The organism is Kluyvera intermedia (assembly GCF_034424175.1).
Lineage (GTDB): Bacteria > Pseudomonadota > Gammaproteobacteria > Enterobacterales > Enterobacteriaceae > Kluyvera > Kluyvera intermedia.
Genome location: NZ_CP139986.1, coordinates 3,640,016 through 3,659,608 on the forward strand (window position 1 = coordinate 3,640,016; position 19,593 = coordinate 3,659,608).

A 19,593-nucleotide genomic window follows, 5' to 3' on the forward strand; every position below is an offset into this window, starting at 1 on the left:
GCTCGTCATCATGACGAGCATTGATAAAAAGGAAAAACAGGGAAGTTGCCTTCCCTGTATCCAGGGGGGATTACCAGGTGTATTTCACACCGGCATTTGCCGCCCAATCCTGATCAACATCACCACCACCGACGTAGTTAACACCGGTGTAGGCGCTGAAGTTCTTGGTAAAGCTGAACTGGCTACCCGCGCCTACACGTACAGCGGAACCTTCAACGCCGTTATCAATGTTATCGCCATTGATGTTGGAGTCGTTGTTGGAATCGTCATAGACGTAAGCCAGTTTGAAGTAAGGCGTCATTGCCTGGTCACCGAAGTTGAAGGTGTAACCAGCATCAACACCCAGTTCGTAGCGCAGGCTATCGTAATCCTGATCGCCAACTTTCATGCTGTTGCTCAGGCGATAGCTATCACCTGACTGGAACAGACCAGAAACAGCACCGTACGGCGTTACGTAACCCGCGTCGTTCAGTTTCAGGTCATAACCCAGTTTCATACCAAAGCCCCATGCATCAGCAGTGGTATCGCCATCGACATAATCGCCGTTGCTCATAGTCGCGGTCAGGTCGTTGTTGAAACGGCTATAGCTCAAGTTGCTGTCGAAGAAGATGTTGTTTGCAAAGCGAGCAGAAGAGTAGATATAGGCAGACTGGCTGTCTTGATCCACCTGACCAGAACCGTCGCTCATGTCACCTTTAGCAAAGCCAGCAGCAGCACCGACGATCCAGTTAGCGTTGTTACCATCAACTTTAGTATCCAGACCTACCATGATGCCGTTAACGTCCTGATCGTAGCTGATCGTGCCGTTATCGCCATTGAAGCTACCACCGAAGTAGCTCACCCATGCACCACCATTGTCTTGCAGGCCATGACGGGCAGAGTTCAGACGGGTGTTCAGGGTATCCTGTTGCAGGTTCCAGACGTTGGTGTTAGCAGACGGAATGCTCAGTGCCATATTGGCGTAGTCGGTCAGCTCCATCTGGCGCAGAACAACGGTGTTACCTTCCTGCTGTGCCTGGTAGGTGTATGCACCCAGGTCAGCACGGTTAGCGGCACTGAAGGTCGCAGTAGAGTTCGCATCGTTGACATAGATAAGTTCTTTACCTTTATAGTCAGAGATGTGGCCTTCGCCAGTAGAGTTGTTGATACGAACTTTGTAGTTACCGGACGCCGCAACAACGTTGTCAGCGGTATCATCAACGCTGAATTCCTGATCGGAGTTATTGGTGTTGCCGTTACCATTGACGGTCAGATGACCATCTGAATTCATGGCAATAACACCATAACCGTAGGTCGCATTGGACTTGTCAGTTGTGTTGGTATGGCCGTTCACCAGGTCAGCATCTAACACATAGTCGCTGCTATTGATGTTGAATACGCCACCATTAGTCAGTTCCATGGTATCAGTGCCGAACGCATTGGCTTCATAAGCGCCCGCGCCGATGCTGAATTCACCGCCGTTAGATACGGTGATGGTGTTAGCGTACAGGTATGCCGTTTCGTTGTTCAGATCAACAGTAGAGTAAGAATCTACGGTCAGGTGATCGGTCGCAACCTGGCCACCAGAGCTCAGGTTCATTGCTGAACCGTTGGTCAGGGTGATGGAGTCAGACAACAGTGAAGAACCGTTTGCTACGTCAACCTGAGAACCGTTGTTTACGGTCAGGGTATCGATATTTGATGCATTAACGGTATTCCACTGAGAACCATTGTTCAGCGCAACGTTAAGTACGCCGCTCTGGAAGGTCTGGTCATCAACAACGTTGCCCCACTTATCGTAGGTAGAGTTTGGTTCAAGGCTGTTCACCGCGACGTCATACATATCGGCAGTACCGATTGCGTTGTAGCTAAATACCGCAGCACCGGTCCACTTGCTACCGTTGTCCAGGGTGATGTTCAGCTCATCAACATTCAGGCTATCATCTGCCCAGCCGCCGTTGGTGCTGAGGAAATCGCCGTTGTCGTCATATTTACCGTTTGGATAGAAATTCGCATTCCAGGTACTAGAGAAAACAACATCACCGGTCAGCGTTGAATTGCTGAAAGCCACATTGTTTTTCATCGCATAGTTGGATGCGGAGCTGTCGTTGAAGGAGAGCGCAACATCGTTTGCGCTACCATCGCCATTGTAATCACTTGGCTCTTCAGAGTTGCCGTAGAAACCTGTATTTTCCAGCGGAGTGTAAGAGCCAGAGGTTACAGTGGAGTCAGTTACAACAATGTTGTTGTCCCAAGTATGGGCATCGATGGTGTAATCCACATTAGAAGTATCGCCCTGTGACAGCGCAATACCTGCAACACGGGAGTTATCAGTAATATTAATATTACTTTCAACATCCAGAGTCACCGCAGAACCTAAATATGCGTAGTCCGCCGTACGATAATCTTCTGACTTCGCTTTACCATCAGCGTCCAAATAGTTGTCGCTGAAATAGAAATATTCGTAATCATCATCAATGGTTGAATTAGCAACGTTCAGTGTGAATACGTCACCATCATGCCATGTGTAATCAACGTCGGTGCCATTAGTCCAGCCGTAACCTTCGTGATCGTAAACTTTCTGAGAGGTAATCATACCGTGAATAGTTGAATTTTTAACAGTCAGCGTATTATCCGTGCTGTCCGTATAGTCATTATTCAGGTAGTAAGTTGAAAGAACACCGTTTACAACGTCGCCGTTGAAGTTATTGTCGTAGTCACCATCTGCCGCATTATCATAGACATAACCATAATATGAGACATAGTCGGTATGGTCAGCGTTTGTCCAATCGTTCCAGCTGAACGCAGTAGAGGCGTCATCATGATAGCCGAAGGTATCGTATGTGGTCGCATTTGCCTGAGAAGCGATAGCCAAAGTGCAGGCCAATGCTAATTGTGATACTACAAGTTTCTTTTTCCAGGAGTGCATTTGTCATCCCTCCTCGGGGACGTATATATGTTGATCCATCAATTAACAATGCAATAAGAACATTAATACTCTGCGAGCAGAATTATGCGACGTTCCTGGCAAATGGTTCAATTGTAGTTTAACAAAAGTTCGATTTAGTACTTTTTAAATAATATATTACGTTTTGGCAAGGAATATTAAACCATACAATACATGGGGTTACTTAAATGAATCAATAAATAACACCGTTATAAACATATAAACAAAGAGTGGTAAATTCATACCGCCGATGATTTTTTCCAGACTAAAAAAACATTACTAAAAAACATAAAAACACCACCAATAATTAAAACCAAAATACTCAGATAATATATACACATAATCTATTAAACTTTCTTTCGTATTAGTTTAATTAATCAACGATGAATACCGTGCCGGTTTTCAGTGAATTTCCCACTCGGGACGCCAATAGCATAACCACCACTTTAGTAAAACATTCGCCCCATGATTCAGTTACAATAACGGCCCTTGTTTCACAAACATCAGGCATACCATGACAGACTTAATCCATCGCCCCCGTCGCCTGCGCCAATCTCCCGCGCTGCGCGCTATGTTTGAAGAGACAACACTGAGCTTAAACGACCTGGTGTTGCCGATCTTTGTTGAAGAAGAAGTCAACGATTACAAAGCCATCGAGGCAATGCCCGGCGTAATGCGTATCCCAGAGAAACATCTGGCACGTGAAATAGAACGCATTGCCAATGCCGGTATCCGGTCGGTGATGACTTTTGGTATCTCTCACCATCTCGATAGCACCGGCAGCGATGCCTGGAAAGAAGACGGGCTGGTGGCGCGAATGTCACGTATCTGCAAGCAAACCGTACCGGAAATGATCGTCATGTCCGATACCTGCTTCTGCGAATACACCTCTCATGGCCACTGTGGCGTGTTGTGCGATCACGGGGTTGATAATGATTTAACCCTGGCAAACCTTGGCAAACAGGCTGTGATTGCCGCTGCGGCAGGCGCAGACTTTATTGCACCTTCCGCCGCTATGGACGGTCAGGTACAGGCGATTCGCCAGGCGCTGGACGCGGCCGGTTTCACTGATACCGCCATCATGTCCTACTCCACCAAGTTTGCGTCATCCTTCTACGGCCCGTTCCGTGAAGCTGCGGGAACCGCGCTGAAAGGCGATCGTAAAACCTATCAGATGAACCCGATGAACCGCCGCGAAGCGATTCGCGAGTCGCTGCTGGATGAAGCCCAGGGCGCTGACTGTCTGATGGTCAAACCGGCGGGCGCGTATCTGGATATCCTGCGTGATATTCGCGAACGCACTGAGCTGCCAATTGGCGCCTACCAGGTCAGCGGCGAGTACGCGATGATCAAGTTTGCCGCTCAGGCAGGTGCAATTGATGAAGAGAAAGTCGTGCTGGAAAGTCTGGGAGCTATCAAACGCGCAGGCGCAGACCTTATCTTTAGCTACTTCGCACTCGATTTAGCCGAGAAGAAAATCCTGCGTTAATCTCATCGCATGTAGCCCGGCCAAGCGCAGCGCCGCCGGGAGCGGCTCGCTGCAAATCCCGGCGGCGCTGCGCTTGGCCGGGCTACACCTCTTCCCCAAAACATCACCGAACCGCCATACAACCGACACATCCCCCTTCTACTGTCACAGAAAGACACAGGAGGAGCCGCTATGTTTAGTCTCGACACTGTCATCGATGACCTGTGGCCTCAGGCGAGGCCGACCCCGTGGCAAAAGAAAATCCTCAAAAGATTGATGCATGAGGAAGAGTTCCAACAATTCGCGGCGCGTCACTCCCATCTGAAGGGGCTGGATACGGTCGAACAGATACTCGAACATCTGAATATTCATTGCGCAATTCCAGTCCATTGTCTGGAACAGATCCCGGAACATGGCCCACTGGTTATTATCGCCAACCACCCTACCGGCACGCTTGATGGGCTGGCTTTGCTCTACGCCGTCTCCCGCGTCCGCCGCGATGTGAAAGTCGTGACCAACCGAATGCTGAACCACCTCGAACCGCTAAAATCGCTGTTTATTCCGGTCGATAATATCAATGGTCGCACGGCCAAATCTGCGCTACAGAAAATGGACAGCCAACTGCAAAGCGGCGGCGTGCTGATCTTCTTCCCTGCTGGCGAAGTCTCGCGGCTCACCCGTCGCGGTATTCGCGATAAAAAATGGCACTCCGGCTTTATTAAACTGGCCGCCAAATATCGCACACCGCTGCTGCCTGTCTGGATTGATGCCCGCAACAGCGCCCTGTTTTACGCCAGCGCGCTAATGTCGCCAAATCTGCCGCTGTTGCTATTGGTGCAGCAGATGTTCCGTCGTCGCAACGGAAATTTACCGGTGACAATAGGCCAGCAAATTGCCTGGTCATCCTGGTTTACCCCGCAGGCGACACCCCGTGAGATGGCCGATAAATGCTACCGTCACTTACAGTTACTGGCGAAAGGAGTGCCGGGAGTCTTTAAAACCGAGAGCGCCATTGCCCGCCCTGAACCTCGCGCGTTACTCAAGCGTGAACTCAATCAGGCGGAATGTCTGGGCCAAACGACGGACGGTAAGGTTATCTATCTGTGGCAACGTAATGGTCAAGAAGACGCACCGTTGCTGCGCGAACTCGGACGTCTGCGAGAAGTCGCCTTCCGCGCCGTGGGCGAAGGCAGCGGCAAACGTCGTGACGTTGATTCCTATGATGACGACTACCTGCACCTGATCCTGTGGGATGAAGAGGATCTGGAAATCGTGGGCGCTTACCGTTTTATGCCCACCGCCATGCAGCGAGAAAAGCGCGGGCTTGCGGGGATCTACAGTGCCAGTCTGTTTCATTACGACGCGCGCATGGACGATATTCTCCAGCACGGTATCGAACTGGGACGCAGCTTTATTCAGCCGCGCTACTGGGGGCGTCGCGGGCTGGACTATCTGTGGTCAGGCATCGGCGCGTATCTGGCGCGTTATCCACACTATCGCTACCTGTTCGGCCCGGTCTCTATTTCCGGTGGTTTACCGCCGGCGGCTCGAGATCTGCTGGTCGCCTTCTACCGTTTGTGGTTCCCGGCAACGCACCCGCTGGCAGAATCGCGCCGCCCCTATCCGGCATCGTTACCGGACGTGCTGGCGCAATTCGGCGGTGAGGATTATGGCGAAGATTTAATCCGTCTGAAATCGCTGCTCGGCAACCTCGGCTGCGGCATTCCCCCACTCTACAAACAGTATTCGGAAGTATGCGAGCCGGGCGGCGTGCAGTTTATCGATTTTGGCAGCGACCCGGATTTTAACAACTGCGTGGATGGCCTGGTGTTGGTGGATTTAACGTTTCTTAAAGCTAACCGTTATCAACGGTATATTGGAGTGCATTTAACTATCCCGCAATCAGCATAAATGCCTCACCAGCCAACAAATATGCCCGAATGTAGCCCGGCCAAGCGCAGCGCCGCCGGGACTATCCCGCAATCAGCATAAATGTCTCGCCAGCCAACAAATATACCCGAATGTAGCCCGGCCAAGCGCAGCGCCGCCGGGATCTCACCCAGCACGATAATAGGGTTTATCCCCCAGAATCGTCGCCCGATGCATAATCCGCCGCTGCGGCAGATAATCAGCATTCGCATAATGCTGCGTCACACGATTATCCCAAATCGCCACATCATTCGGCTGCCAGCGCCAGCGCACCTGAAACTCCGGTTTGGTGATATGCGCAAACAGGAAGCTCAGCAGCGCCTCGCTCTCCTTCTCCGCGACATCGACAATTCGGGTAGTAAATCCTTCGTTGACGAACAGCGCCTGCTTACCGCTTACCGGATGGGTTCGCACTACCGGATGCAGTAACGGCGGGTTCTTAGCCACTGCGTCCAGCCAGCGCTGATGCTCTTCTTCGGTTTTACGGTACTTGTATTCCTGGAATGATTTACGGAAATCATGTTCAGCATGCAGACCGCTCAGTAGCGCTTTAAACGGCTCGGAGAGCGCATCATAGGCCGCAATACCGCTGGTCCACAGCGTATCCCCGCCGGTTGATGGCAGCTCTTTCGCCGCCAGAATCGCCCCGGCGGGTGGCGTGTCGATAAAGGTCACGTCGGTATGCCAGTTGTCGTTATCCGGCGGGTTATCGTCATGGGTATCCAGCACGATAATCTCTTCCACGCCCGGTGCATGCGGGTAAACCGGGTGGATGTGCAGGTCGCCAAAACGCAACGCCAGCGCGCGCTGCTGCTCCGGGGAAATCAGTTGTTCGCGCAGGAACACCACCTGATGACGCAACACCGCGTGATACAGCTGTTCAAACTGGTTATCGCTCAGTGGGCGGGTAAGATCCGCACCGCTTATCTGCGCGCCGATATACGGCCCCAGCGGGGTAATGGCCAGACGTTCACTCATTGTACTTCTCCATGCCAGGGGGTCAGACGGCGCTGTAGCGCACGCAGCCCTAATTCCAGACCAAAAGCGATAATCGCGATCACCGCAATCCCTGCCAGCACCACGTCAGTGGCTAAAAACTCCCCGGCGGATTGCACCATAAAACCTAACCCCCGGGTGGCAGCGATAAGCTCAGCGGCCACCAGCGTTGACCAGCCCACTCCTAAGCCGATGCGCAGCCCGGTTAAAATCTCCGGCAGCGCGCCGGGCAAAATCACCAGCCACAATACCTGTGCTCGATTCGCCCCCAACGACTGGGCCGCGCGGATCCGCACCTGCTGAGCACTTTTCACTCCCGCCAGCGCCGACATAGCGACAGGTGCAAAAATCGCCAGATAAATCAGCAAGATCTTCGAGGTCTCACCAATACCAAACCAGATAACCATCAGCGGCAGATAGGCCAGCGGCGGCACCGGGCGGTATAGTTCGATCAACGGGTCGAGGATCCCGCGCACCGTCGGGCTTAATCCCATGGCAATGCCTACGGGAATCCCGACGATCGTCGCCGCCAGCAGTGCCACGACGATCCTGCCAAGACTTGCCGCCAGATGCTGCCACAACGTGGCATCCATAAACCCTTGCGCGCTGGCAATGGTCAGCAGTTTTTGCAGCACCTGTCCAGGTGCGGGCAGAAACAAGGGATTGATAAGCGCTGCCGCCGTCACTGCCCACCAGATAGCCAGCAGCACCGCAAGCGTTGTCAGACTCAGCGTCAGATGACGGGAGAGCGGCCAGCGCAGCTTGAACGTGCGCTGGCGCGGTTTGTCGTTAATCACCACGCTCATGAGAAGGCCTCCCGTTGTTCAAACACCCGGCTCAGCACGTACTCGCGCTGTTCAATAAAGCGCGGGTCGGATTTAATGCTGCGGCAATCTTCCCCGGCAATAAAGCGACGGGCGAAGTCAAGCGGCAAGCGCTCCAGCACCCGTCCCGGCCCCGGCGACAGCAGTACCAATTCGGTCGCCATAAAAATGGCTTCCTCGATGTCGTGGGTAATCAGCAGCACCTTTTTGCCCGTTTCGTGCCACAGTTTCAGCAGCAGAGTCTGCATCTGCTCGCGGGTAAAAGCATCGAGCGCGCCAAAGGGCTCATCCAGCAGCAGCAACTGCGGATTAGCCGCCAACGCGCGAGCAATACCCACTCGCTGGCGCTGGCCGCCGGAAAGTTGCCAGATAAACCGCTTTTCAGCCCCCTCCAGCCCCACCTTTTTCAGCATCTGCGCCGCGATGTCCCGGCGCTCCGCTTTATTCACACCGGCAAGCTGTAAGCCCAGCGCCACGTTGTCCTGCACATTACGCCACGGCAACAGCCCTTCATTCTGGAAGACCACGCCGCGATCGGCCCCCGGGCCTTCAACACGCTTACCGTCAAGAGTGATGCTGCCGTGCTGATAAGGCACAAATCCGGCCACCAGGTTCAGCAGGGTGGTTTTGCCACACCCGGACGGCCCGAGCACCACCAGCAGTTCACCGCTGTCCAGCGTGAGATTGATATCCGCCAGCGCTGGTTTACCGCCGTAGTCGGCAAAAAGATGCGAGATTTGCAGCATCACGGCCCCCTTATTTCACAAAACGGTCGGTGACATACTGGCTGTAGTCGGTTGCCACATCCGGCACTTTGCCCTGCTCTTTGAGGAACTGTGCGGTATCGACAATCGCTTTGTTAACCGGGCCATTCAGCGCCTGCGCCTGCTGCTCGGCGGTAAGGTAGGTATTGCCTTTCACCAGCCCCGGCACGTCCGCTTCGGGTACGCCGCTCAGGCGTGACAGCTTGCTGATGTTCTCTGGCTGCGCCAGCCATTTATCCGGGTTATCGATATAACCCCGTTGGGCATCAATGGCGCTTTTAGCGAAGGCTTTTACCACCTCAGGATGTTTTTCCGCGAAGTCTTTACGCACCACCCAAACGTCCAGCGTTGGCGCGCCCCACTCACCGACTTTCGCCGAGTCGGTCAGCACGGTGCCGTCTTTTTCCAGCTCATTAACCGCTGGCGCCCAGACATAAGCCCCGTCGATATCCCCACGCTGCCAGGCGGCGATAATCGCCGGTGGCTGGAGGTTAAGAATCTGTACCTGACCGGGCTTAATTCCCCAGTGTTTTAGCGCAGCCAGCAGGCTGTAGTGAGTGGTCGAGATGAACGGCACAGCGATGCGTTTACCGATTAAATCTTCCGGTTTGGTGATGGCTTTTTTCACCACCAGCGCTTCGGAATTACCTAACTGTGAGGCCAGCAGGAACACTTCAATCGGCACCTTTTGACTGGCGGCAACCGCCAGCGGGCTTGAACCGAGGTTACCAATCTGCACGTCGCCGGAGGCCAGCGCTCGCACGATGCTGGCGCCGCTATCAAACTTGCGCCAGTCCGGTTTAGCACCGCTTAATTTTTCGAAGGTGTTATCCGCCTGCGCCACCTTGGCCGGTTCGGCTGAGGTTTGGTAGGCGATAGTGACGTCCACGGCCTGAGCCTGGAAAGTTAACAGCGCCAGCGTGGCGGCGATAAGGGTGAAACGCGATGCGATTGCCATAATGTCCTGCTCCCATGTCTTGTTATGGGTGCAGTATTTCCGGCGCGGGGTATTTGATAAAGGAATTAAAAATGCTTGTTAATACCAATTCGTTTTTAGAAAAAAAGTGGCAAAAGATAGTTGGGGGATGGGATTTCTCCCGGGTAAACCCGGCGGCGCTGCGCTTGGCCGGGCTACATTTATGCGTATTTGTAGCCCGGCCAAGCGCAGCGCCGCCGGGGAAATACAGAATCAACAATGCGCTTTCAGCGCCGCAATATCCTTCGGTGTCGTGCGACAGCAACCGCCAATCAGCTTCGCCCCCGCCGCCAGCCACTGCGGCAGATAACCCTCAAGCGTGGCACAGGCTTCGCCGTGATGATGCCAGGTTTTCGTCACCGCATCATAATGCTCGCCTGAATTGGGATAAACCACCAGCGGCAGCGGCGTCTGGCTGTGCAGATACGACAGCGCATCCGTGGTGTTTTCCAGCGCGATACAGTTAACCCCTACCGCCACAATCTGCGGATAATCCGCCAGCAGCGCCAGCACATCGCACAGCGGCGTACCATCGCTAAGATGCTGCGAGTCACGCAGGGTAAATGAGAACCACGCCTGCGCCACCGGATACTCCGCCAGCAGTTGCGCCAGCGCGCGAATCTCAGCGAATGACGGCAGCGTTTCACAGGCCAGCAGATCGACACCCGCCTCCAGCAGCGCTTCCACGCGCGGACGGTGGAATTCCTGAAACACCTGCGCGCTGCGTTGATAATCACCGCGATACTCCGAACCGTCCGCCAGGTACGCGCCATAAGGCCCGACCGATCCGGCAATCAACAACCCTTTCGCCGTCGGATTTTCCGCCAGATAAGATTCGCGCGCCTGGCGAGCCAGTTCGACGCTTTTGCCAATGAGCGATCGCGACTGCGCTTCATCCAGCCCGCGAGCGGCAAAGCCATCCGGCGTTGCCTGATAGCTGGCGGTAATCGCCACCTGCGCCCCGGCGCGGAAGTAGTCGAGATGCACGTCGTAAATCAGCTGCGGGTTTTCCATCAGCACTTTTGCCGACCACAGGCTGTCCGTCAGATCGCAGCCGCGCGCTTCCAGCTCCGTCGCCATCGCCCCGTCCAGCAGGACAAAGGGATGTTCAGCCAAAATAGCGGTTAAAGGATTATTCTGCGGCATGCTGCGGCTCCTGTTGGGTTTGACGTGAACGCGTTAAGAAGTAGGCACCATAACACAGCGCCACGAACGGCAGCCCGCACCATAGCGCAATACGCTGCGACGGATCAAAGGCCAGCCCGACGCAGGCCACCAGGCACAGAATAAAGCCTAATATTGGCACCAGCGGATACCACGGTGCGCGGTAGTGCAGTTCGCTCAGGGCTTTCCCCTGTTGAAGATGACGACGGCGGAAGACAAAGTGCGAGGCGCAGATGCTAATCCACACCGCCACCACCGCAAAACCGGAAATCGCCGACAACGCCACGAATACGGTATCCGGTGCCACAATACTGGAAAATAGCGCCAGTAAACCGCCCAGCATACTGACCGACAGCGCCACCAGCGGCACGCCATTTTTATTCAATTGCGAGAAACAACGCGGCAACGTGCGCTCGTTGGAAAGCGACCACAGCATACGCCCGGAAGCATACAGGCCGGAGTTTGCCGCCGACAAAATCGCGGTCAGAATAACGAAGTTAAAGATGTCCGCCGCATACGGAATACCGACCTTTTCAAACACCAACACAAACGGACTTTTCTCCACGCCCGCCTGCTGCATCGGGATCAACGCCGCCAGCACAAAAACGGTGCCGATAAAGAAAATAATCAGCCGCGCAATGGTGGTGCGGATCGCCACCGGAATCACTTTATGCGGATTTTGCGTCTCACCGGCAGCAATGCCGATAAGCTCGGTGCCCGAGAAGGCAAAGTTCACCGCCACCATAGTCATCAGGATCGGCAAGCCACCGTGCGGGAACCAGCCTTCAGCGGTAATGTTGGCGAGACCCGGCGCGGGTGAGCCGTCCTGCATCGGAATAAAACCAAATATCGCCGCGCCGCCCAGGACGATAAACGCGATGATGGTAATCACCTTTACCAACGAGAACCAGAACTCCCCTTCAGCAAAGAAGCGGGTGGAGATAATGTTTAGGCCAAAAATCAGCACGCAGAACAGTAAGCACCATGTCCACACCGGCACCTGCGGGAACCAGTACTGCATACAAAATCCGGCGGCGGTAAAGCTGGAACCAAGCGCCACGGTCCAGGTCAGCCAGTAGAGCCAGGCCACCGTATAGCCCGTTGCCGGGCCAAGATAGCGTGCGGCATAAACGTGGAAAGCGCCGGTTTCCGGCATTGCTACCGACAGTTCGCCGAGGCATTGCATCACCAGCCAGACCACCAGTGCGCCAATCAGATAGGCTAAGAGCGTACCCGCCGCGCCGGTGGTGGAGATGATATAGCCGGTATTGAAAAAGAGCCCTGTGCCAATAACGCCACCCAGCGACAGCATAATCAGGTGACGGGTTTTCATGGTGCGCTTTAGTTGCCCACCTTGTTGTGTTGTGTCTGTGGTTTGCATTATTACCTTCTAAACGTATGGACATCTAAACATCCAAATCAGAGGGAAGTTATACAATGATTGTCGAGGGATTGCAAAGAAGGGGGAGTACCAGAAATGGGGGATTGGCAGCAAGAGCCCCTCACCCTAACCCTCTCCCCAGAGGGGCGAGGGGATCGTTCGGCGTCGTTTGTGAGTGGGCAGTTCAGCCAGAAGCCTGCACCGCTTTTCTCCCTCTGTCCAAAGGAACGAGGGGATCATTCAGCGTCGTTTGTGAGTGGGCAGTTCAGCCAGAAGCCTGCGCCGCTTTTCTCCCTCTCCCCCAGAGGGGCGAGGGGATCGTTCGGCGTCGTTTGTGAGTGGGTAGTTCAGCCAGAAGCCTGCACCGCTTTTCTCCCTCTGTCCAAAGGAACGAGGAGATCATTCAGCGTCGTTTGTGAGTGGGCAGCTCAACCAGAAGCCTGCGCCGCTTTTCTCCCTCCCCCCAGAGGGGCGAGGGGATCATTCAGCGTCGTTTGTGAGTGGGTAGTTCAGCCAGAAGCCTGCACCGCTTTTCTCCCTCTCCTCAAGGGGCGAGGGGATCATTCAGCGTCGTTTGTGAGTGGGCAGCTCAACCAGAAGCCTGCGCCGCTTTTCTCCCTCTCCCTTCCAGGGAGAGGGCCGGGGTGAGGGTACAACGCGCACCCAACCCACTACCAAAAGACCTTATTCCGCGAAGAACCAATACCCCTGATTAATCAGGCCAGTCAGCTCAACAATAAACGCCGGGTTTTGCAGCGCCTCACCAAAGTAGGTTTTATCCAGCACGGTGTAACGGCTCAACACATCCGCCGCCTGCGGGGAGCAGGTTTCCAGACGTTCGCTGTTAATAAAGAAGCTGCCGCCCACATTCAGTACACGCAGGCCGTTCAGGCGGCGCAGAGTCTCGCCATCTTCCAGCGCTGCCGCCACTTCTTCCGGTTCAAACGGTGGCTCAGCTGGCGCAATATCCAGCTCATGGCGCGGCGTTGAGGCAAAGCTACCGAACCACTGCTTGAAATCATTCGGCTGGCGGATCATGTCGATCATCAACGTACGCAGACGCTCAAGTTCATGATCTTCAACTTTCCCTGCATGTTCACGGCAAGTGAGATCAGGATCGGTGTAATACTTCTCACCCAGATCGTTTTCCAACACGTAGTCGGCAAAACTGCTGATAAGCTCTCGACCGTTCGGCCCACGGAAACCGACGGAGTAGTTCAGCGTAGCTTCGTAAGTAAAACCGTCATGTGGGAATCCTGGCGGGATATAAAGAATATCGCCCGGCTCCATTTCCACTTCAATAATCGGGGTAAACGGCTCAACGTGCAGCAGGGCCGGATGCGGACAGTGCTGTTTTAACGGCAGCGCATCGCCCACACGCCAGCGGCGACGCCCCATCCCCTGAATAATAAACACATCGTAGGGGTCGATATGCGGCCCCACACCGCCGCCCGGTACGGAGAAGGAGATCATCAGATCGTCCAGACGCCAGTCCGGCAGCACACGAAACGGTGTGACCAGTTCCGCAGCAGGCTCATGCCAGTGGTTTACCGCCTGCGCCAGCAATGACCAGTTTTTCTCACCCAGGTGGTCAAAACTTTCAAACGGCCCATGGCTTGCAGACCAGACACCGTCGTCATGGCTTACCAGACGGCTGCTAACTTCCATCTCCATCGTCAGACCGGCCAGTTCATCCGGGGTAATCGGGTCGACGAAGTTTGGGAACGCGTTTTTTAACACTACCGGCTGCTTTTGCCAGTATTTTTCTAAAAATTCTGGCCAGTTAAGATTCAGTTGATAAGCCATGTTTCATACCATCAGTAGAGAAGTGAGCGCGATTATAAGAAGCAACCCGACAGCGCGCTTTGTGATGAATCAATTACGGGTACGTACTGATGAATGACATGCATAGCGTATTACCGTTTTAGCGGACAACTTCAGGCCACCACCACGCGGTTTCGCCCCTGCTGTTTCGCTCGATACAGCGCGGCATCGCTGCTGCTAATCAGCTCAGCGCTGATATGACCTGTGCTTTGAATATTACAGACCAGCCGCGACGCGTCCCAGGTCATCACCCCCAGACTAATGGTTAACATGCAGTCAATTGAGCTGCTTTCATGTTCAATCCCGAGCGCCTGCACCCGCTCACGCAGACGCTCGGCAACGGCCTGAGCGCCCTCGCCGTCGGTATCCGGCAATATGACCAGGAACTCTTCTCCCCCATAGCGGCTCACGCAATCCGCCGGACGCAGGCCCCCTCGAAGTGCTTCAGCGACGGAACGCAGCACCTGGTCGCCCGCCTGATGGCCGTAGGTATCGTTATAACGCTTAAAGAAATCAATATCGGCCATACACAATGAGAGTGAAGTGCCTTCACGCTGAGCACGGGTAATTTCATCATTAAGCCGTTCATCCATATAGCGCCGGTTAAACAGGCCGGTCAGATGATCCCGCTCGGCATATTGCAGCAACGTTTGGTTAGCGCTAGCCAGTTGCTCCTCTGCCAGTTTGCGGTCGGTGATATCCATCCACGCCGCAGAAATGCCCGCCACGCTGCCGCCAGCGTCATGCACTGGCATCGGTTTGATATAAAAATAACGCCCGTGGAGAAACACCTCCTGGCTGGTAATCTGATGACCGCTATCCAGCAAAATAAAATCCTGCTGCAACAACGAGTGCCATTCCGGCACAATCTCGGCGAGAGGTTTCCCTATCAGCGTTTCTTCTGTCTCCCCCAGCAATTCGCCCATCGCCTTATTCGCTCTGGTCAACTGGCCGCTGCGATTGATAACACACAGCGCCAGCGGCGTATTCTGGTAGATAGATTCGAGTTGCAGCACGCGTTCGCCAAGCAAAGAGATATCGCGATCGGTGCCGCGATAACCCGTTAATGTTCCGTGCTCATCAAACAGCGGGATCCCGCTGGTTTCGAGGATCACCACGCTACCGTCCGCGCGCAAATTACGGTTTATCAATCCTGAGAAGGGTTGTTTCGACGCCAGGATATCTTCGAAGCTTTTTTTCAGCCGTTCCGTTTCCCCGGGAGCCATAAAGTCGAACGGCGTACGGCCCAGCACCTCTTCTGGCGTATAGCCAAGCTGGTTTTTCACCACCTCCGAGACCCAGACATATCGGCTTTGGGCATCCACTTCCCACACCCAATCGGTATTGTGATGCAAAAGATCCGCCAGACGTGCCGAATTATCCCTTTCCTGCCGCGTAAACTGCTTATCCATGGCCATTCATCCTTTTCCTTAGCCGGTCACCCAGCTTAATGCACAATAAATAGCCAATTCGTCAACGACGATATAATGACTCATTATCCATTCATCGCTTATTCTTTAACGATTCGTGCTGCTGAACTATTCTTATAACAAAAATAAAGGAGGCTTGCCTGTGATTTCAATTGAATATTTATGTCCTGATTGTGCAACGGTAATAGTCATATCCAATATTGAAAAAATCAAAAATTCGCAAGATGAATACCCGCTTAAGTGTCCTGCCTGTGGCGGTCACATCAGTAAAGACGCGCTAATCACATTCGCGCGTCAAAAAGCACAGGCAATGATTGATGAAGCGTTATCACAGCTAAAAAAGACGGTGCTTTAATTTAAAAAAGAGAGTCCCATTAAATTACCATTCGCTAGATAAAGAATATTACACGTCATCTATTAAGTATTATTTCACCATATTCATTAACTATTGCTAATCCATTAATCCGGCTACTTAAAAATATGCTGAATGTTTTGAAAAATTAACAGCTAGCGCTGTACAGGTCGCCTTGCTGCGGACAATAAAAACGGATGGCCTTCTGGCTCATCCGTTGGGTTAAATCAGACACGCCCCAGCTAGGCTAACGCAGCCACTTCCATCATCACCGGATGAAAACGGCGTTTAAAGTAGACCAGTCCGTGCCCCTCTTCTTCCGCCAGCGCAATATTCTGGATCTCCACCAGATAAACCAAATGGCTACCGATGGTCTGTACCTGGCGAATTTCCCCTTCCAGACTCGCCAGCGCATTGCTCAAAACCGGTTGCGCTAACGCGCCATGCTGCCAGCCAGTGAGGCTAAAACGCTCATCCATAGCCATGCCGGTCATTCCAGCAAAATGACGCGCCATGATCTCCTGATCGTGGTTGAGCACGTTAATACACAGCTTGCCGTTCCCCTGAAATACCGGGTTCATCGCGCTATTGGCATTGATACACACCATCACCGACGGCGGCGAATCCGTCACCGAACAGACCGCTGTAGCGGTGATGCCGCAGCGCCCGGCTTCACCCTCGGTCGTGACAACGTTTACAGCAGCCGAGAGGCTGGCCATCGCATCGCGAAAACGCAGGCGTTGTTCATCTAATTGCATTGTGACCTCCCACTGCCTATGACTTCAGCAGCTTATCCAGCAGATTAATATCAGCGTTATTGTGCAGGTGCGGCACCGTCCAGCCATTCTGGTCGTATTCAGACAAGCAGCGATCGACCATCGCCATCATTTTGTCCATGTTGCCCGAGGTCTGCGCCTGACGCAGACATTGCAGACGGATCTCATCCTGGCTACCGGAGTAGTTAATTTCATACAGCTCGTGACGGCCGCCAAACTCGCTGCCGATGGCATCCCACATCAGCTTTAAGATCTTGATACGTTCTACATGATCCATACCGTTAGAGCCGCGTACGTATTTCGCCAGGTACTTGTCTATCTGCGGGTTATTCAGATCGCGGGCGCTCGACGGCAGATAAATGAGGCCGCTGGTGACGTTACGTTCGATGATATTTTTGATCTTGGCATAGGCCATCGGCGCCATCACACGATAGGTTTGCAGCGCGGCATGATCCGGCAGATACGCCCCGTTGACCCACGGTGTGGCTTCCGAGCACATGGAATCGCTTAGCGCCCAGAACATGTTGCGCCAGGCTACCACTTCGCCAAGATCCGCCTGCACACCGCGAAACTCAGATGTCCCGGTACATTCCAGCGATTTCTTCAGCAGGCCGGTGATGAAATCAAGCTTCACCGCCAGACGTACGCAAGCCTGTAACGGATACATACGGGCAAAACCGCCTTCCATCGTCCAGCGACGGCAGCGATCAAAATCGCGGTAGATCAGCACGTTTTCCCACGGGATTAAGACCTTATCCATCACCAGGATCGCATCATTTTCATCGAAGCGGCTGGAGAGCGGGTAGTCGTAAGGCGAACCGGTCGCCCCCGCCACCAGCTCATAAGATGCGCGAGAAATCAGCTTCACGCCTTCGGCATCCATCGGTGCGACGAACATCAGCGCGAAATCCGGGTTTTCGCCCATGACCTGCGCGGATCCAAAGCCAATCATGTTGTAGTGGGTCAGCGCCGAGTTAGTCGCCACCACTTTTGCACCGCTGACAATAATCCCGGCATCGGTCTCTTTTTCCAGCTTGATGTAGACGTCTTTCACTTCATCAGCGGGCTTATGACGGTCGATAGGCGGGTTGACGATAGCGTGGTTAAAGTACAGACCCGTTTCCTGAATACGCGAGTACCAGTGGCGAGCGTTCTGCTCGAACTGGCCGTAGAACGCCGGGTTCGCGCCCAGCGCGCTGCCGAAGGCAGCTTTATAGTCCGGCGTGCGTCCCATCCAACCATATGAGAGGCGTGACCATTCTGCGATGGCGTCGCGCTGCTGACGCAGGTCGTCGGCACTTTTCGCCACGCGGAAGAATTTGTGGGTGTAGCCACCGCTGCCGGTATCGGTATTCCAGCACAGCTTGTCCTGCATTTCCGGTTTGTGCAGCGCGTCGTAAAGCTGGCCGACGGAGGCCGCGGCGTTACGGAATGCCGGGTGGGTTGTCACATCTTTGACACGTTCACCGTAGATATAGATCTCACGGCCATCCTGCAAGCTTTTCAGATACTCTTCACCGGTTAACGGGCGCTTGGTGTCTGCACGGAAATCTTCAGGTTTCATTAGGCTCTCCAGTATTCATCGGATTTGGAATTGTTAATTTTATGTTTTGTTCTTGTTTCGTAATTGAAGCGCTTAACGGAGGATCGGTGAAGAGACTTTTGGGTCAACGGCGGGTACTTTTCGGGCGGGGTTGCGTTATGTGATCTGGGTTGGGTTTGGTGCCGCTCCCGGCGGCGCTTCGCTTGGCTGGGCTACATAAGGTTTGGTGCGTGTTTTCCCCTCTCCCCAAAGGGGCGATGGGGAAAACCAGAACGGCGCCGCGGCTGAAAACCGCACGGTCGGTTCCCTCTCCCCTCTGGGGAGAGGGTTAGGGTGAGGGGGCATCTACGACACCGGTACTTTTTGTGCGCGAAACACACTCGGCGAGCATCCAACTAAGCGGTTAAAAAAGCGGGCAAAATAAGCCGGATCCTTAAACCCCAGCTGCCAGGCAATCTCACTCACCGCGCTGTCGGAAAACAGCAGCAGCCGTTTTGCCTCGCGCAGTTGACGGTCGAAAATCAGCCGCTTTGGTGGTCGGTTGGCAAAGCGGCGGCAGATATCGGTCAACCGCGATTCAGTAAGGTGGAGTTCACAGGCGTAGTCCGGTACCGTCCAGTGCCGATGGTAGTGAGTGTCGATCATCTGGTTAAAGCGCTGAAATAGCTTCAGTTCGCCACGCACCCCGCTCCCCGCATGATCGTCGAGCGAAGCATTACGTAATAGCAGCGTAAATACCGCCTGCGCCAGCAGCACCAGCGTATGTTCGCGCCCCGCCAACTGAGAAGTTGATTCACGCTGTATTAACCGCCAATAGTGCGCCAGCGCCGCCAGCTCTTCCGGTTTGTCCGCTAGCGATAAGCACATTCCCGGCAGACCAAACGCCTCTCGGGTGCCGGGATACAGCACTTCCAGCAGGGGCCAGATAAGATCTTCTCTTACCGTGAGTACATGCCCGTCACTGTCCGACTCGGTAATAAACGCATGTGGTACCGACGGTGGCGTCAGCACGAACAGCGGGGCCTGAACCGAATAGCGATGGTCATCGAGCTGTAGCTCAATCTGTCCAGTATCGAGAAAGTGCATCTGGAAAAACTGATCGTGGCGATGCGCCTGCATATCGCGGCCAAAAAAATCGGCCATTCTGGCAAACGACTGATAGTGAACGTCTTTACTGCCCAGACTCTCTTCATACTCGGTACTAATATCGATATTGGTAATCGTCTGCTGGCACATGGCG

The 19,593-nt window shown here is 53.9% G+C and carries 15 protein-coding genes; 3 read left to right on the top strand and 12 right to left on the bottom strand.

The window, feature by feature from the left end:
* Nucleotides 1-70 precede the first annotated feature (70 nt).
* The gene (locus U0026_RS17710; protein WP_062773999.1) at nucleotides 71-2,908 is read right to left on the bottom strand and encodes an autotransporter outer membrane beta-barrel domain-containing protein; all 2,838 of its coding nucleotides are present in this window, start codon (nucleotides 2,906-2,908) and stop codon (nucleotides 71-73) included.
* Nucleotides 2,909-3,440: 532 nt separating this feature from the next.
* Here U0026_RS17710 and hemB point away from each other — a divergent pair.
* Both hemB and olsF read left to right on the top strand, forming a co-directional pair.
* Entirely contained in the window at nucleotides 3,441-4,415 is a 975-nt protein-coding gene (gene hemB / locus U0026_RS17715) for a porphobilinogen synthase (RefSeq protein WP_062774001.1), read from the top strand.
* 171 nt (nucleotides 4,416-4,586) lie between these two features.
* On the top strand, nucleotides 4,587-6,305 hold the full coding sequence (gene olsF, locus U0026_RS17720; protein ID WP_062774003.1) for a bifunctional ornithine lipid synthase OlsF: 1,719 nt from the start codon (nucleotides 4,587-4,589) through the stop codon (nucleotides 6,303-6,305).
* A gap of 144 nt (nucleotides 6,306-6,449) precedes the next feature.
* Here the strand turns inward: olsF and tauD are convergent, their stop codons facing one another.
* The 8 genes from tauD to U0026_RS17760 form a co-directional block, all read right to left on the bottom strand.
* A complete protein-coding gene (gene tauD, locus U0026_RS17725) occupies nucleotides 6,450-7,301 on the bottom strand; it encodes a taurine dioxygenase (protein WP_062774005.1) in 852 nt (283 codons plus the stop codon).
* Nucleotides 7,298-8,125, bottom strand: a complete 828-nt coding sequence (tauC, locus tag U0026_RS17730) for a taurine ABC transporter permease TauC (protein ID WP_062774007.1) — start codon at nucleotides 8,123-8,125, stop codon at nucleotides 7,298-7,300. The genes tauD and tauC overlap by 4 nt, the downstream gene beginning before the upstream one ends.
* Nucleotides 8,122-8,889, bottom strand: coding sequence for a taurine ABC transporter ATP-binding subunit (gene tauB, locus U0026_RS17735; RefSeq protein ID WP_062774009.1), 768 nt, complete (start codon nucleotides 8,887-8,889; stop codon nucleotides 8,122-8,124). Before tauB ends, tauC begins: the two co-directional genes overlap by 4 nt.
* A gap of 10 nt (nucleotides 8,890-8,899) precedes the next feature.
* Complete coding sequence (gene tauA / locus U0026_RS17740; RefSeq protein WP_062774011.1) at nucleotides 8,900-9,865, bottom strand: taurine ABC transporter substrate-binding protein; 966 nt, start codon at nucleotides 9,863-9,865, stop codon at nucleotides 8,900-8,902.
* 231 nt (nucleotides 9,866-10,096) lie between these two features.
* A complete protein-coding gene (mmuM, locus tag U0026_RS17745) occupies nucleotides 10,097-11,029 on the bottom strand; it encodes a homocysteine S-methyltransferase (RefSeq protein WP_062774013.1) in 933 nt (310 codons plus the stop codon).
* Nucleotides 11,016-12,428: an S-methylmethionine permease gene (gene mmuP / locus U0026_RS17750; protein ID WP_062774014.1), complete on the bottom strand. Its 1,413-nt coding sequence runs from the start codon at nucleotides 12,426-12,428 to the stop codon at nucleotides 11,016-11,018. The genes mmuM and mmuP overlap by 14 nt, the downstream gene beginning before the upstream one ends.
* Before the next feature lie 684 nt (nucleotides 12,429-13,112).
* The gene (locus tag U0026_RS17755; protein ID WP_062774018.1) at nucleotides 13,113-14,234 is read right to left on the bottom strand and encodes a ribosomal protein uL16 3-hydroxylase; all 1,122 of its coding nucleotides are present in this window, start codon (nucleotides 14,232-14,234) and stop codon (nucleotides 13,113-13,115) included.
* A 131-nt stretch (nucleotides 14,235-14,365) separates the two neighbouring features.
* Complete coding sequence (locus U0026_RS17760) at nucleotides 14,366-15,664, bottom strand: sensor domain-containing diguanylate cyclase (RefSeq protein ID WP_241973903.1); 1,299 nt, start codon at nucleotides 15,662-15,664, stop codon at nucleotides 14,366-14,368.
* A gap of 160 nt (nucleotides 15,665-15,824) precedes the next feature.
* Here U0026_RS17760 and U0026_RS17765 point away from each other — a divergent pair, with 160 nt between their 5' ends.
* The gene (locus U0026_RS17765) at nucleotides 15,825-16,037 is read left to right on the top strand and encodes an ECs_2282 family putative zinc-binding protein (RefSeq protein WP_062774021.1); all 213 of its coding nucleotides are present in this window, start codon (nucleotides 15,825-15,827) and stop codon (nucleotides 16,035-16,037) included.
* A gap of 239 nt (nucleotides 16,038-16,276) precedes the next feature.
* On the opposite strand, the gene U0026_RS17770 is transcribed toward U0026_RS17765, so the two are convergent.
* The 3 genes from U0026_RS17770 to hpaA form a co-directional block, all read right to left on the bottom strand.
* Entirely contained in the window at nucleotides 16,277-16,792 is a 516-nt protein-coding gene (locus U0026_RS17770) for a 4-hydroxyphenylacetate 3-monooxygenase reductase subunit (RefSeq protein WP_062774022.1), read from the bottom strand.
* Nucleotides 16,793-16,808: 16 nt separating this feature from the next.
* A complete protein-coding gene (gene hpaB / locus U0026_RS17775) occupies nucleotides 16,809-18,374 on the bottom strand; it encodes a 4-hydroxyphenylacetate 3-monooxygenase, oxygenase component (protein WP_062774024.1) in 1,566 nt (521 codons plus the stop codon).
* Between the two features lie 324 nt (nucleotides 18,375-18,698).
* Nucleotides 18,699-19,589 carry a 4-hydroxyphenylacetate catabolism regulatory protein HpaA gene (gene hpaA, locus U0026_RS17780; protein WP_062774026.1) on the bottom strand — a complete coding sequence of 297 codons (891 nt, stop codon included), beginning with the start codon at nucleotides 19,587-19,589 and terminating at the stop codon, nucleotides 18,699-18,701.
* Nucleotides 19,590-19,593: the final 4 nt, after the last annotated feature.